This window comes from Variovorax sp. V116 (genome assembly GCF_041154435.1).
Lineage (GTDB): Bacteria > Pseudomonadota > Gammaproteobacteria > Burkholderiales > Burkholderiaceae_C > Variovorax > Variovorax paradoxus.
In genome coordinates this window covers 371,603-384,882 of record NZ_AP028661.1, presented here as the reverse complement: position 1 = coordinate 384,882, position 13,280 = coordinate 371,603, and the positions used below count along the sequence as shown (strand labels likewise).

Annotated in this window: 14 protein-coding genes; 9 read left to right on the top strand and 5 right to left on the bottom strand. The window is 68.7% G+C overall.

The features are described from left to right. Window positions 1-2 precede the first annotated feature (2 nt). From ACAM58_RS01825 to ACAM58_RS01805, 5 genes are read left to right on the top strand one after another with little or no spacing between them, the layout of a single operon-like run. A complete protein-coding gene (locus tag ACAM58_RS01825) occupies window positions 3-476 on the top strand; it encodes a nuclear transport factor 2 family protein (protein ID WP_012745402.1) in 474 nt (157 codons plus the stop codon). Between the two features lie 42 nt (window positions 477-518). Beyond that, the gene (gene ilvD / locus ACAM58_RS01820; RefSeq protein ID WP_369663977.1) at window positions 519-2,255 is read left to right on the top strand and encodes a dihydroxy-acid dehydratase; all 1,737 of its coding nucleotides are present in this window, start codon (window positions 519-521) and stop codon (window positions 2,253-2,255) included. Window positions 2,256-2,286: 31 nt separating this feature from the next. Next, entirely contained in the window at window positions 2,287-3,276 is a 990-nt protein-coding gene (locus ACAM58_RS01815; RefSeq protein WP_369663976.1) for a Bug family tripartite tricarboxylate transporter substrate binding protein, read from the top strand. Between the two features lie 20 nt (window positions 3,277-3,296). Then, a complete protein-coding gene (locus ACAM58_RS01810; RefSeq protein ID WP_369663975.1) occupies window positions 3,297-4,094 on the top strand; it encodes a class II aldolase/adducin family protein in 798 nt (265 codons plus the stop codon). Window position 4,095: 1 nt separating this feature from the next. Further along, window positions 4,096-5,073, top strand: coding sequence for a 2-dehydropantoate 2-reductase (locus tag ACAM58_RS01805; RefSeq protein ID WP_278881289.1), 978 nt, complete (start codon window positions 4,096-4,098; stop codon window positions 5,071-5,073). A 15-nt stretch (window positions 5,074-5,088) separates the two neighbouring features. On the opposite strand, the gene ACAM58_RS01800 is transcribed toward ACAM58_RS01805, so the two are convergent. Together ACAM58_RS01800 and ACAM58_RS01795 are read right to left on the bottom strand one after the other, a co-directional pair. Next, window positions 5,089-5,907: a hypothetical protein gene (locus ACAM58_RS01800; RefSeq protein ID WP_018907524.1), complete on the bottom strand. Its 819-nt coding sequence runs from the start codon at window positions 5,905-5,907 to the stop codon at window positions 5,089-5,091. 64 nt (window positions 5,908-5,971) lie between these two features. After that, a complete protein-coding gene (locus tag ACAM58_RS01795) occupies window positions 5,972-6,928 on the bottom strand; it encodes a DMT family transporter (RefSeq protein ID WP_369663974.1) in 957 nt (318 codons plus the stop codon). Between the two features lie 94 nt (window positions 6,929-7,022). Between ACAM58_RS01795 and ACAM58_RS01790 the strand changes: the two genes are divergently transcribed. Then, a complete protein-coding gene (locus ACAM58_RS01790; RefSeq protein WP_369663973.1) occupies window positions 7,023-7,955 on the top strand; it encodes a LysR family transcriptional regulator in 933 nt (310 codons plus the stop codon). Between the two features lies 1 nt (window position 7,956). Here the strand turns inward: ACAM58_RS01790 and ACAM58_RS01785 are convergent, their stop codons facing one another. Next, entirely contained in the window at window positions 7,957-8,691 is a 735-nt protein-coding gene (locus ACAM58_RS01785; RefSeq protein WP_369663972.1) for a hypothetical protein, read from the bottom strand. After that, a complete protein-coding gene (gene alr, locus ACAM58_RS01780; protein ID WP_369663971.1) occupies window positions 8,688-9,788 on the bottom strand; it encodes an alanine racemase in 1,101 nt (366 codons plus the stop codon). The genes ACAM58_RS01785 and alr overlap by 4 nt, the downstream gene beginning before the upstream one ends. Window positions 9,789-9,960: 172 nt before the next feature. Here alr and lplT point away from each other — a divergent pair, with 172 nt between their 5' ends. The 3 genes from lplT to ACAM58_RS01765 all read left to right on the top strand — a co-directional run bounded on the left by lplT (window position 9,961) and on the right by ACAM58_RS01765 (window position 12,775). Continuing rightward, window positions 9,961-11,265 carry a lysophospholipid transporter LplT gene (lplT, locus tag ACAM58_RS01775; RefSeq protein ID WP_012745392.1) on the top strand — a complete coding sequence of 435 codons (1,305 nt, stop codon included), beginning with the start codon at window positions 9,961-9,963 and terminating at the stop codon, window positions 11,263-11,265. A 114-nt stretch (window positions 11,266-11,379) separates the two neighbouring features. Next, complete coding sequence (locus ACAM58_RS01770; protein WP_369663970.1) at window positions 11,380-12,270, top strand: DMT family transporter; 891 nt, start codon at window positions 11,380-11,382, stop codon at window positions 12,268-12,270. A gap of 13 nt (window positions 12,271-12,283) precedes the next feature. Continuing rightward, the gene (locus ACAM58_RS01765) at window positions 12,284-12,775 is read left to right on the top strand and encodes a glutathione peroxidase (protein ID WP_012745390.1); all 492 of its coding nucleotides are present in this window, start codon (window positions 12,284-12,286) and stop codon (window positions 12,773-12,775) included. A 12-nt stretch (window positions 12,776-12,787) separates the two neighbouring features. Here the strand turns inward: ACAM58_RS01765 and ACAM58_RS01760 are convergent, their stop codons facing one another. After that, entirely contained in the window at window positions 12,788-13,222 is a 435-nt protein-coding gene (locus ACAM58_RS01760) for a carboxypeptidase regulatory-like domain-containing protein (protein ID WP_307593073.1), read from the bottom strand. Between the last annotated feature and the right edge of the window lie 58 nt (window positions 13,223-13,280).

The window sequence follows — 13,280 nt, the reverse complement described above, 5'->3', positions numbered from 1 at the left end:
TCATGCAACGCGCCACCCTTGCGGCCCTTTCGGCGGCCGCCACGCTGTTCCTCGCCGCCTGCGCCCCCATGGGCACCGGCAAGCCGCAAGCCGCCACCGCCCAGCAGGAGGCCAACCGCCAGGCGGTCCTAGCCTTCTACGAAAAAGGCCTGAACCAGAAGGACGCCGACGCGGCCCTGCAGTACGTGGGCAACCGCTACGTGCAGCACAACCCCACGGCGGCCGACGGGCCCGAGGGCTTCCGCAAGTTCATCGCGTTCCTGCGCGAGAAATTTCCGAAGTCGCACAGCGACATCAAGCGCAGTTTTGTCGATGGCGACTTTGTGATCCTGCACGTCAACGCGGTGCGCGAGCCGGGCACGCGCGGCAGCGCCATCGTCGACATCTTCAAGCTGGAGAACGGAAAGATCGTCGAGCACTGGGATGTGGTGCAGCCCGTGCCCGAGACCGCCGCGAACAGCAACGGCATGTTCTGACCCTTCTGCAATCCAGACAGCCAGCCAGCCGATGCCAGCCCGATGACCACTCCCACCGATCCGAACAGCAAGCGCTTCCGCTCCGCCACCATCCGCGAGGGCACGATCCGCGCCACCACGCGCAGCTTCCTGCATGCGCTCGGCCAGGACGACGAGGACATCGCGCGCCCGCACATCGGCGTGTTCCACACCGGCGGCGAGATGAGCCCGTGCAACCTCAACCTGCGCGAGCAGGCGCAGCACGCCAAGACCGGCATCTACGCGGGCGGCGGCACGCCGCACGAATGCCCCGTGGTGTCGGTGAGCGACGGGCTCACCATGGCGCATTCGGGCATGCGCTTCTCGCTGATTTCGCGCGAGCTGATTGCCGACAGCGTCGAGGCCTCGACGCGCGGCCACCAGTGGGACGGCATCTTCGCCATCGGCGCCTGCGACAAGAACCTGCCGGGCCTGATGATGGGCATGGTGCGCTGCAACGTGCCGAGCGTGTTCGTGCACGGCGGCTCGGCACTGCCGGGGCAGATGCCGGGGCCCGATGGCCGCGACCTCAACGTGGTCGACACGTACGAGACCATCGGCAAGGTGCTGGCCGGCACCGCCACGCACGACGAGCTCGACGCCATGAGCCGCGCCTGCCTGCCCACCGCGGGCGCCTGCGCGGGCCAGTTCACGGCCAACACCATGGGCATGGTGTCGGAAGCGCTGGGCCTGGCGCCCATCGGCTCGAGCATGGTGCCGGCGGTGTTCAGCGAACGCGCGCCGCTGATGCGCCGCGCCGCAAAGAACCTCATGAAGGCGGTGATGGGCGACAGCCCGCTGCCGCGCGACATCGTCACGCGCAAGGCGCTCGAGAACGCCTGCGCCGTGGTCTCGGCCACCGGCGGCTCGACCAACGCCGCGCTGCACCTGCCGGCCATCGCGCACGAGGCCGGCATCAAGTTCCACCTGGACGACGTGGCCGAGGTCTTTGCGCGCACGCCGCTCATCGCCGACCTGCGCCCGGGCGGGCAGTACCTGGCGCGCGACGTGTTCTACATCGGCGGCGCCGGCGTCATCCTGCGCACGCTGATGGAGCAGGGCTTCGTGCACGGCGACGCGCTCAGCTTCACCGGCCGCACGCTGGCCGAGGAACTGGCCGATGCCGCGGCGCCCGACGGCCGCGTGGTGCGCGCGCCCGGCAACCCGATCACGCGCGACGGCGGCCTGGCCGTGCTCAAGGGCAACCTCTGCCCTGACGGCGCGCTGCTCAAGACCGCGGGCCTCCAGACGCTGGTGCACCGCGGCCCGGCGCGCGTCTTCGATTCGGAGGAACAAGCGCAGGCCGCCGTGCAGAACCGCCGCTACGAAGCCGGCGACGTGATCGTGATCCGCAACGAGGGCCCCAAGGGCAGCCCCGGCATGCGCGAGATGCTGGGCATCACCGCCCTGCTCTACGGCCAGGGCATGGGCGACAAGGTGGCGCTGCTGACCGACGGGCGCTTCTCGGGCGCCACGCGCGGCCTGTGCATCGGCTATGCGGGGCCCGAAGCGGCCGACGGCGGGCCGATTGCGGCGCTGCAGGACGGCGACATGGTGGCCATTGACGCGCGGCCCGGGGCGCGCACCATTTCGGTGGAACTGGCAGCGGAAGAAATCGCGCTGCGGCTGTCCAGACGTCAGGTAAACGCGGGGGTGGCGCACCGCGGCTTGCTGGAAAAATACGCGCTCACCGTGCGCCCCGCCCACCAGGGCGCCGTGACCCATTCGGGCGCAGTCACCTGGCTGCGCGACGAGTCGTGAAACGCAACCAACAACACCCCGGAGACAGACCATGACCTTCACCCGCCGCCAGCTGCTGCAGACCACCGGCGCCTCGGCGCTGCTTGCCAGCCTGGGCCAGCGCGCCTTCGCGCAGGCCTCGCTCGAAACCGCCACCATCGTCACCGGCTTTGCGGCCGGAGGCACCTCGGACACCACCTGCCGGCGCCTCGCGCAGAAGCTCAGCCCCGAGTACGCCAAGGCCGCCGTGGTCGAAAACCGCACCGGCGCGGGCGGCCAGATCGCCGTGAGCTACGTGAAGGGCCGGCCCGCCGACGGCGCCACCATCCTGCAGACGCCCACCTCCATCCTCACGATCTACCCGCACATCTACAAGAAGCTGCCGTACGACCCGATGGTGGACCTCACGCCCGTGAGCATCGCCTGCATCTTCGACTTCGGCTTTGCGGTCGGCCCCGCGGTGCCCGCCAGCGTGAAGACGGTGCCCGAGTTCCTGGCCTGGGCCAAGGCCAACCCGGCCGGCGCCAACTTCGGCTCGCCGGCCGCGGGCTCCACGCCGCACTTCATCGGCGCACTCTTGGGCAAGAAGGGCGGCGTCGAGCTCAAGCATGCCGCCTACCGCGGCACGCAGCCGGCCATGCTGGACCTGCTGGGCAGCAACATCTCGGCCGTCTCGGGGCCGATCGGCGACATCACGCAGCACCTGGCCTCGGGCAAGGTGCGCATCCTGGGCGTCTCGGGCGCCAAGCGCAGCCGCTTCGCGCCCGAGGTGCCCACCTTCGGCGAGCAGGGCATCAAGGACATGGCGCACAGCGAATGGTTCGCCTTCTTCCTGCCGGCCAAGGCTTCGCCGGAACTGGTCGCGAAGCTGAACACTGCAATGAAGAACGCGCTGGCGCAAAAGGACGTGATCGACGGGCTCGGCACCTTCGGCCTGGAGGCGATGTCTTCCACGCCCGGCGAGCTGACCGAGCTGCTGAAGAAAGACACCGCCAAGTGGGCGCCGATCGTCAAGGAAGTCGGCTTCACCGCGGAGGGGTAAACCTGCATGAAGGAACTGCAATGAACACAACACTCGCCACCCGCGTGCCGCCATCGGCTCCGGTCCATCCCTCGATCCACTCGGACGAGCGCGCCGCGCGCGAGCAGCTCGCGGCCTGCTACCGCGTGTTCGCGATGCTGGGCTGGACCGAGATGATCTACAACCACATCACGGTGCGGCTGCCCGACAGCGTGACGGGCGGAGAGAAGCAGTTCCTCATCAACCCCTTCGGCCTGCACTACAGCGAAGTGACGGCCAGCAACCTGGTGAAGATCGACCTGCAGGGCAAGGTGCTCGACGGCTCGACCTGGCCGGTGAACCCGGCCGGCTTCACGGTGCACGCCGCCATCCACGACGGCCTGCCCGGCGCGCACTGCGTGATGCACACGCACACCACGGCCGGCGTGGCCGTGGCCTGCCTGCAGGGCGGCCTGCAGCAGACCAATTTCTATACCGCGCAGTTGCACGGCATGGTGGCCTACCACGACTTCGAGGGCATCACCATCCATGCCGACGAGGGCCCGCGCCTGCTCAGGAGCATCGGCGACCGCAACGCCGTGATCCTGCGCAACCACGGCCTGCTGGCCTGGGGGCAGACGCTGCCGCAGACCTTCGCCATCCTGTGGACCCTGCAGCGCGCTTGCGAGATCCAGATGGCCACCTTCTCGATGGGGGCGGCCATTCCCGTGAGCGAGGAGATCGCGCAGCGCTGCACGCGCGACGCGCTGCAGTTCAGCCCCGAGCATGGCGCGGGGCAGGACGTGTTCGATGCGCTGGTGCGCCAGGTCGACCGCATCGACGCCAGCTACAAGAACTGACATGAAGATCTGCATCTACGGCGCCGGCGCCATCGGCGGATGGATCGGCGCCAGCCTGGCGCAGGCCGGCGAGCGGCTCAACGTGGTGGCGCGCGGCACCACGCTCGAAGCGCTGCGGCAGGACGGCCTTTCGCTGATGCGCGGCGACGTGCGCACGCGCGTGCCCGTCAACGCGGTGGCCCACCCCGAAGCGCTCGGCACGCAGGACCTGGTGGTCATCGCCGTGAAGGCGCCCGCGCTGGCCGGCGTGGCCGAACGCATCGGGCCGCTGATCGGTCCCGACACCCTGGTGCTGGTGGCCATGAACGGCGTGCCGTGGTGGTTCCTCGAAGGCGGCTTCGGCGGCGCCATCACCGGCCATCGCCTGGCGGCCGTGGATCCGGACGGCGCGATTGCAAGGGCCATCCCCTCGCGCAACGTGATCGGCTGCGTGGTGCACGCGAGCTGCTCGCTCGATGCGCCGGGCGTGGTGCGGCATCACTTCGGCAACGGGCTGATCGTGGGCGAGCCTTCGGGCCAAGCCACGCCGCGCGTGCAGAAGCTGGTCGCGCTGCTGCAGCGCGCGGGCCTGGACGCCACGCTGTCGCCGCAGATCCAGAAGGACGTGTGGTTCAAGCTCTGGGGCAACATGACGGTGAACCCGATCAGCGCGCTCACGGGCGTCACCACCGACCTGATCATGGGCGACGACTACGTGCGCGGCTTCATCTCGGCCGTGATGCTCGAAGCCAAGGAGATCGGACACCGCATCGGCATCGAGATCACCCAGAGCCCCGAAGACCGGCACGCGGTGACGATGAAGCTCGGCGCGTTCAAGACCTCGATGCTGCAGGACGTGGAAGCCGGACGCTCCGTGGAGCTCGACGCGCTGGTCACCGTGGTGCGGGAGCTCGGCGAGCTGACGGCAGTGGCCACGCCGTTCACCGATGCGCTGCTGGGGCTGGCGCGGCTGAAGATGCGCAAGCTCGGGTTGTACTGAGCCCGAGCCCCGGGCTCACCACCGCTTCTCGGGCGTGGCTGCCAGCGTCTCGGTGCAGCTGGTCACGGCCTTCGCGCGCTCTTCGCGCAGCCGCTGCCAGTTGTCCGCCTTCCATTGCGTCCACGCCACGGGCTCCGACTGATAGAGGCACGCGAACGGTGGGCGCATGAAGCCCGCGCGGCCGAGCTCGGCGCCGAATTTCAGGCGGAACAATTCGTCCGAGCCCGTCAGGTTTTCGTAGACCAGATGCCAAGGCCCCGAGTTCAGGGGCGTGTCGGCTTCTTTCTGGACCTTTCGCGCTTCTTCGATTTCCTCGGGCGTCGAGCCATCCGTCAGGGCTGTTGCATACGCCGCTTCGGCGCGCTTGCGATAGATGTCGGTCGCGACCTTGCTCAAGGCATCGTTCAGCTCGGTGATGGCCGGGTTGACGGCCAAGGGGTCATCCTTCAGCTCTTCCAACGTCACGCCGCCCAGGTCGTCCTTCGAAAAACCCTGTGCGCCGATGGAGAGCCCGCCCGCGATCAAGGTCGTTACCACGTTCAGCGCGACCTGCCCCGCGATGCGATTCCCCGTGTCTTCGCGCCGGACCACGCGAAGCCGTTCGATGCCGGGCTTGTAGACGCCGCGAGTGAAACGCAGCCGAGTTTGCGGCGCCGCAGCCTCCTGTGCACCCAGAGCGACCGCTGACGGCGGCGGGGTGGCTGGGGCGTCGGCAGCGCTCGTCGCGAACGGGGTTGTCGATGCCTCCGGCTCGACGGCATGCGCCGAAAAACCGCCGATGGCCAGCGCAATGCCGCAGGCGAAAGCGGCGGGTGGTCGTTTCTTCAAGTTCATGTGAACAGTTCTTCCTCCAGCCCGGATTGTCCTTGGCCGGAGAGGGCCGTTCGACCGCTTCGCGCTACAAATTCACGGAATGCGCACGCGGCGCGGCGGACTGCGGCATCGTCACCCACCAAGCCGCCATCACGATCAGCAATCCACCGGCCCAGCCCCAGGCCCCGACCGTCTCCCCGAACCCGTACACCGCGATCAAGGCCCCGAACACCGGCTCGCTCCCCATCAGCAGCGACACCCGGCTCGGACTCGAATGCGAAGCCGCATGGTTCTGCGCGAAGAACGCGAAAACCGTACACAGGAGCACGAGGTACGCCATGCCCCACCAGAAGGAGGCCGTGGCGGGCGGCATGTGCCATGCGCCCTTCGACGCGACGAGCGACAGCGCCATCGCGCCGAGCGCCATCATGCCCGACTGCATGGCGGTCAGCGTCAGCGCCGGCATCGAATGGCGGCCAGCGAACCGCCGCGTCATGCACACCATCACGGCGCGCAGGAAGGCCGCAATCACCATCAGGCCATCGCCCCATCCCACCGAGATGCTGGCGGGCGAAGTGGCCGACAGCATCGCGGCGCCCACCGCCGACAGGCCCGCCGCCCAGAACATGCGCGGCTCCGGCCGCCGCCCGAGCAGCCACCATTCGACAAAGGGCGTGAGCACCACGCACAGGCTGATCAGGAATGCGGCGTTGCTCGCCGCAGTGAGCGACACACCGAAGGTCTCGCAGACGAAGATCGCCAGCAGGTTGGCGCCGAGCAGGCCGCCCACCGCGAGGCCTTGCCGCCATTGCGCATCGAACAGCGGCCTGAGCGCCGGCAGCAGCACGACGAATGTCAGCCCGAAGCGCAGCGCAATGAACTCCAGCACGGGCAGCTGCTGCGTGGCCTGCTTGGCCACCGCGTAGCTGCCGCCCCACACCGCCGCCACAGCCAGCAGCATGACCTCGGCGGCGCCGACGCCGGCCCACCTCCTCTCGCCCCATGCACCGGAGGCGGTGCCGAGCACCTGCTTTGAATCCATACTGTCAGCCCACCGTCCTGAACAACAAAGCAAAGAATTGTTCCGGGCATCACACGGGCCGAACAGCCGTCGGCCGGAACAGGACCCTTGCGCCGTGGGAACGAATTCATTTCTCAAAGTACTACCGGAGATGGTGACCTTTCTTCGGGTCGCCGAGCTGGGCAGCTTCTCTGCGGCCGCCGATCTGCTGGGCATGACGCCTTCGGCCGCGAGCCGGCAGGTGAAGCGCCTGGAAAAGGAGATCGGCGCGCAGCTGATCCAGCGCACGACGCGCCAGCTGCGGCTGACCGACCCCGGCGTCGAGGCCCTCGCACGGTGCCGCGAATTGGTGCTTGCGGCCCAAGGCGCGATGGACGTCGCGCAGCGGTTCTCCAAGAAGCCGAGCGGGCTGGTGCGCATCAGCGCGCCGAAGGCCTTCGCGCGGCGCGTGCTGCATCCGCATATCCTCGACTTCCTGCAGCGCCATCCCGAGGTCGACGTGCAGCTCATCGTGGAAGACCGCGACATCGATCCGATCCGCGAAGGCGTGGACCTGGTGGTGCGGCTGACGACGAAACCGCCCGAAGGGCTGGTGGCGCGGCAGTTGATGCCGGTCGCGCACATCCTGTGTGCCTCGCCGCGCTACCTGGCGCAAGGCGCCGCCATCGCGCACCCTCGCGATCTCCTCGCGCACAGCTGCCTCTCGCTCGGCGAGCACGAGCGCGACAACCATTGGTGCTTCAGGAAGGGCGATGAAGACGAAGCCGAGGTGGTGGTGCGGGGCCGCTACGTCTCCAACCACAGCGAGGTGCGGCTCGAAGCCGCACTGGCGGGGCTGGGCGTGGCGTGCGTGCCGGCCTTCATGGCGCAGCAGGCGCTGAAAGACGGAAGCGTGATGCGGGTGCTGGCCGACTGGGAGTTCCAGGGCAACTACCACGGGCACGCCTATATCCTCTATCCGCCCAGCCGCTTCACCGTGCCCAAGTGCCGGGTGCTGATCGACCATCTGCTGGACGCGCTCGCCACGCAGCGCGGCCGGCGGAAATAGCTCAGTGCTTCTTCAGCAGAACCCGCACCGCCTCGGGCAGCGAATTGACCTGCGGCATGAAGTGGTCGAGCACGGCGCCCAGGGCCACGGCGCAGACGACCGCCCCCAGCAGCGGCTTCCACGTCAGCCGCACGGCCGCCATCAGCCAGCCTTCGCGCGCCACCCGCACCGCGGCGCGCGCGGACACGTACGAGAACGCCACCTCGACGGCGACGGCCAGCAGCGCGTCCCAGCTGAAGTAGAGCAGCACCAGCGAGCCGGCGCCCAGCACGATGGCCACGCAGATCAGGAAGACGGCGACCACCGGCACCACGATGACGGCGCCCTCGTCCGCGGCGCCCGCCACCTCGAGCGCGCCGCTGGCCGCATCGGACAGCGCGCTGCCGCCGGTGCCGCCGGCCGGGCTGCCGCCCGCATCGAACGCCAGATCGCCCGCATCGACGACATCACCGGCATCGACGTTGAAGCCGGCCCGGTTCTCGACCAGCCGCCGGGCCCACCAGCGCAGCACCCCCAGGTAGCCCAGATACCCCACGCCCAGCGTGAGCAGGTAGCGCAGTGCCAGCGACTGCACGTCCAGCACATGCATCTGCAGCGCCGACACGCCCCACATCAGCAGCAGCGTGATGCTGCCGATTAGGATGCCGTGCGTGCGCAGGCTGTAGTTGCGGTGCAGCTCGCGCTCGAGCTGCGTCTCCCACAGGCGCACCGAGCGCCAGTTGGAGAGAACCTTCATTCGCCGTCGGCCGGCGCGAAGGGCACGCGCGGCGCCACCGCGCACATGAGCTCGTAGCCGACGGTGCCGGCGGCCTGCGCGACCTCGTCGATGGGGAGCACCGCGCCGCTCACGGCCGAGCGGCCCCAGAGCGTGACCTCGGTGCCGAACTTGGCGCCGGGCACGGGCGTGAGGTCGACCGTGATCATGTCCATGCTCACGCGGCCCACCATGCGGGTGCGAATGCCGTTCACCAGCACCGGCGTGCCGGTGTTGCAGTGGCGCGGATAGCCGTCGGCATAGCCGACCGCGGCCACGCCGATGGTGAGCGGCCCCTCGGCCGTGAAGTTGGAGCCGTAGCCGATGGTGTCGCCGGCCTTCAGTGTCTGGATCCCGATCAGCTTGGTCGAGAGCGTCATGGTGGGCTGCAGCTGCCAGTGCGCCGCGCCGTGCTCGGGAAAGTCGGGCGCGCTGCCGTACAGCACGATGCCGGGGCGCACCCAGTCGCCGCGGGTCTGGCGGGCATGGCGCAGGGTGGCGGCGCTGTTGGCGATGGAGCGTTCGCCCGGCAGGTCGTGGGTGGCGCGCTCGAACACCTCCAGCTGGTGCGCGATGCCGCGCGCGCCATCGGCGTCGCTGAAATGCGTCATCAGCGAGATCTCGTCGACCTGCGGCAGTGCGTTCAGCCGCGTCCAGGCCGAGCCGAAGCGCTCGGGCGCGAAGCCCAGGCGGTTCATGCCGGAATTCATCTTGAGGAACACACGTTGCGGCTTGAGCGTCTTGTGGGCTGCGAGCATGTCGATCTGCTCGTCGCAGTGCACCGTGTGCCACAGGTCCAGCCGCGAGCACAGCTCCAGGTCGCGCGCGTCGAACACGCCTTCGAGCAGCAGCACCGGGCCGCGCCAGCCGAGGGCGCGCACGCGTTCGGCCTCGGCCAGGTCGAGCAGCGCAAAGCCGTCGGCGCCGCGCAGGCCCTCATAGACCCGCTCGATGCCGTGGCCATAGGCATTGGCCTTGACCACGGCCCAGACGCGGGCATCGACCGCGGCACGCCGTGCCCGGTCGAGGTTGTGGCGAAGCGCGGCGGTGTGGACAGTGGCGAGAATGGGGCGCGGCATGATGGGCGTCGAATGGTGGACGGATGGGGTTTTAGCATCTTCCCGGACCAGGCTGTCCAGGATGTGAACGCTGATTTCGCCGTCGTACCCCCATGCTATAACCGCCCATTCGCCCAAAAGTCGCGACACTTTTTCACTACAGCCAGCACATTCCTGGCCAGCCAGCCCATCGATGAAGCGCGGTTTCTACACGATCATGTCGGCCCAGTTCTTTTCGTCGCTGGCCGACAACGCGATCTTTGTCGTGGCGGTCGAGCTCATGCGAAGCACGGGAGCGGCCGAATGGCAGCGCGCGGCGCTGGTGCCGATCTTTGCCGTCTTCTACGTGGTGCTGGCGCCCCTGGTGGGCGCCTTTGCCGACGCCTTGCCCAAGGGGCGGGTGATGTTCATCAGCAATGCGATCAAGGTGGTCGGCTGCCTGATGATGCTGTTCGGCTCGCATCCGCTGCTGTCGTATTCGATCGTGGGGCTGGGCGCCGCGGCCTATTCGCCGGCCAAGTACGGCATCCTGACCGAGCTCCTGCCCGCTTCGCAGTTGGTGAAAGCCAACGGCTGGATCGAAGGACTCACCATCGCCTCGATCCTGCTGGGCATCGTGCTCGGCGGCTCGCTGGTGGGGCATGCGGTTTCCAGCCGGCTGCTGTCCTTCGACATGCCGCTGATCGACACGGGGGTCGATTCGCCGGCCGAGGCGGCCATCTCGGTGCTGATCTTCGTCTACATGCTGGCGGCCTGGTTCAACACGCGCATTCCGCACACCGGCGTCGAGATGCGGCCGCTGCGCGCCAATCCGGCGCACGGCCTGGCGCGCAACATGTTCTCGCTGCTGCCCGACTTCTGGCACTGCAACGCACGCCTGTGGCGCGACAAGCTGGGCCAGATCTCGCTGGCCACCACCACGCTGTTCTGGGGCGCGGGCGCCAACCTCAAGTACATCGTGCTGGCCTGGGCCGCGCTCGCGCTCGACTACAACACCACGCAGGCCACGGCGCTCACCGGCGTGGTCACCATCGGCATGGCGGTGGGCGCCATCGTGGCGTCGATGCGCATGCGGCTGGACATGGCCACGCGCGTGATTCCCATGGGCATTGCCATGGGGCTGCTGGTCATCAGCATGAACCTGATCGGCAACGTCTGGATCGCGGTGCCCTTTCTGATCCTGCTGGGCGGGCTGGGCGGCTTCCTGGTGGTGCCGATGAACGCGCTGCTGCAGCACCGCGGCCACAACCTCATGGGCGCGGGCCGATCGATTGCCGTGCAGAACTTCAACGAGCAGGCCTGCATCCTGCTGCTCGGCGGCTTCTACAGCGCCTGCACCGGCCTGGGCCTGTCGGCCTTCGCGGCCATCGGCGCCTTCGGCGGCGTGGTGGCGGGCTGCATGTGGCTGATCCAGCGCTGGCATCATCACAACCTGCGCAAGTACCCCGAAGAAGTCGAGCACCTGCTCGCCATCGCCCGCAGCGACAAGCATCATTGACCTCCCCCAGGCTGCGCGCACTTCGTGTCGCTTCGCCCACCCCCTCACCGGGGGCAACACCGGTGGCCCGGCGAAGCCGGATCCACGGTGTTCCACGAAAAAAATCCCGCCCTCATGCCCGCTTTAGCACTGATCTTCAATGCCTTCGTCTGGGGCGTTTCGTGGTTCCCCTTTCGCCACATCGAAAGCCACGGGCTGCATCCCGTCTGGACCACCTGCATCATCTACGTGGCGATCTCGCTGGCGATGGGCTTCTTTCGCCGGCACGCCTGGCGCGGCTTCGCGGCGTATCCGATGCTGGTGCTGCTGGGCCTGGCGGCGGGCTTCACCAACCTGGGCTTCAACTGGGCGGTGACGCAGGGCGACGTGGTGCGGGTGGTGCTGCTGTTCTACCTGATGCCGCTGTGGAGCGTGCTGCTGGGCTGGGCCGTGCTGGGCGAGCGGCCCACCGGCGGCGCGCTCGCGCGCGTGGCGCTGGCGCTGACCGGCGTGGCCGTGGTGCTCAAGACACCCGGCGTCGAGTGGCCGGTGCCGTCGAGCCTGCCCGACTGGCTGGGCCTGGCGGCCGGCTTCAGCTTTGCCGTGACCAACATCGTGCTGCGCCACCTGCGCGACGCGCCCGGCGAATCGCGCGCGCTGGCCATGTTCTGCGGATGCGCGGCGGTGGCCGGCATCGCGGCGGCGGCCGGCACCCTGCTCGGCGCCTTCGGCTCCCCGCTCACCGCGGAGCCGGGCTGGATCGGATGGGCGGCCTTGCTGGGCACCGGCTTCGTGCTGGCCAACATCTGCCTGCAGTACGGCGCGGCCCGGCTGGCGGCCAGCGCCACGGCGGTGATCATGCTGTCGGAGGTGCTTTTTGCCAGCGTCTCCTCCGTGGCGCTGGGTGCGGCCCAGATGGACCCGCGCATCCTGGCGGGCGGCGCGCTGATCGTGCTGGCGGCCGTGTGGTCGGCGTTTGCGCGAACGCCGGTGCAGGGCGATGATCGGCTTTCATCCCCCACCTGACCGAGGCAGCGCCATGACCACCAGCATCTACGACTTCGAAGCCAACCGGATCGACGGCAAGAAGGTGAAGCTCTCGGACTTCCGCGGCAAGGTGCTGCTGATCGTCAACACGGCCAGCCAGTGCGGCTTCACGCCGCAGTTCGCCGGGCTCGAGCAGCTGCACGAGAAGTACGCGAGCCAGGGGCTGGTGGTGCTGGGCTTTCCGTCGAACCAGTTCGGCTCGCAGGACCCAGGCACCAACGAGGAAATCGGCGCCTTCTGCACCACCAACTACGGCGTGAGTTTTCCGATGATGGAAAAGATCGACGTCAACGGCGGCAACGCCGCGCCGCTCTACCAGTGGCTCACCAAGGAAAAGCCGGGCCTCCTGGGCAGCACGGCCATCAAGTGGAACTTCACCAAGTTCCTGGTCGGCCGCGACGGGCGGGTGCGCAAGCGCTACGCGCCGCTGGACACGCCCGCGTCAATCGCGCGCGAGATCGAGGCGGCGCTGGCGGCGGGCTGAATCGAGGCCCGCTCAGAACCTGAAATCGACAGTCTTCGAGCCGCTGCCCACTGTCACCGCCTGGCTCTTGGCACTGCCGGCCATGGCAGCGTCGATGGTGTAGCGGCCCGCGGGCAGGTCGACCAGGCAGACCGGCCCGCTCGCGCGCAAGGCCAGCGAGGGCGCGCCGTCGGCGCCCTTGATGTCGACCTGCACATCCGCCAGGTAGGCGCCGTCGGAGCGCGCGAAAAGCAGGGCCAGCGGATGGTCCTTCATGGCGGCGCGCATGGCGGTCGATTCGTCCGAGCCGATGCCGCCGCAGACATAGCGCACCGCGCCCTCGCCCTTCCATTGCGGCATGGCCGACTGGGCCTGCGCGCCAACGGCGCCGGCCATGCATGCCAGCGCCAGCAGCGCGCGCCGCAAGTGCTTCTTCGGAACGGTGGAAGCTGCTTGAACAGAAGACATGAGGCTTGCTCCTAGGAAAAACGGTGCCGCCATGATGTGGCGCAAAAGCCCGGCGCGC

Bases quoted from the DNA above. Each gene is read 5' to 3' on its own strand.
- ACAM58_RS01825 (WP_012745402.1), top strand. From the start codon at position 3: ATGCAACGCGCCACCCTTGCGGCCCTTTCGGCGGCCGCCACGCTGTTC.
- ilvD (WP_369663977.1), top strand. From the start codon at position 519: ATGACCACTCCCACCGATCCGAACAGCAAGCGCTTCCGCTCCGCCACC.
- ACAM58_RS01815 (WP_369663976.1), top strand. From the start codon at position 2,287: ATGACCTTCACCCGCCGCCAGCTGCTGCAGACCACCGGCGCCTCGGCG.
- ACAM58_RS01810 (WP_369663975.1), top strand. From the start codon at position 3,297: ATGAACACAACACTCGCCACCCGCGTGCCGCCATCGGCTCCGGTCCAT.
- ACAM58_RS01805 (WP_278881289.1), top strand. From the start codon at position 4,096: ATGAAGATCTGCATCTACGGCGCCGGCGCCATCGGCGGATGGATCGGC.
- ACAM58_RS01800 (WP_018907524.1), bottom strand. From the start codon at position 5,907: ATGAACTTGAAGAAACGACCACCCGCCGCTTTCGCCTGCGGCATTGCG.
- ACAM58_RS01795 (WP_369663974.1), bottom strand. From the start codon at position 6,928: ATGGATTCAAAGCAGGTGCTCGGCACCGCCTCCGGTGCATGGGGCGAG.
- ACAM58_RS01785 (WP_369663972.1), bottom strand. From the start codon at position 8,691: ATGAAGGTTCTCTCCAACTGGCGCTCGGTGCGCCTGTGGGAGACGCAG.
- alr (WP_369663971.1), bottom strand. From the start codon at position 9,788: ATGCCGCGCCCCATTCTCGCCACTGTCCACACCGCCGCGCTTCGCCAC.
- lplT (WP_012745392.1), top strand. From the start codon at position 9,961: ATGAAGCGCGGTTTCTACACGATCATGTCGGCCCAGTTCTTTTCGTCG.
- ACAM58_RS01770 (WP_369663970.1), top strand. From the start codon at position 11,380: ATGCCCGCTTTAGCACTGATCTTCAATGCCTTCGTCTGGGGCGTTTCG.
- ACAM58_RS01765 (WP_012745390.1), top strand. From the start codon at position 12,284: ATGACCACCAGCATCTACGACTTCGAAGCCAACCGGATCGACGGCAAG.
- ACAM58_RS01760 (WP_307593073.1), bottom strand. From the start codon at position 13,222: ATGTCTTCTGTTCAAGCAGCTTCCACCGTTCCGAAGAAGCACTTGCGG.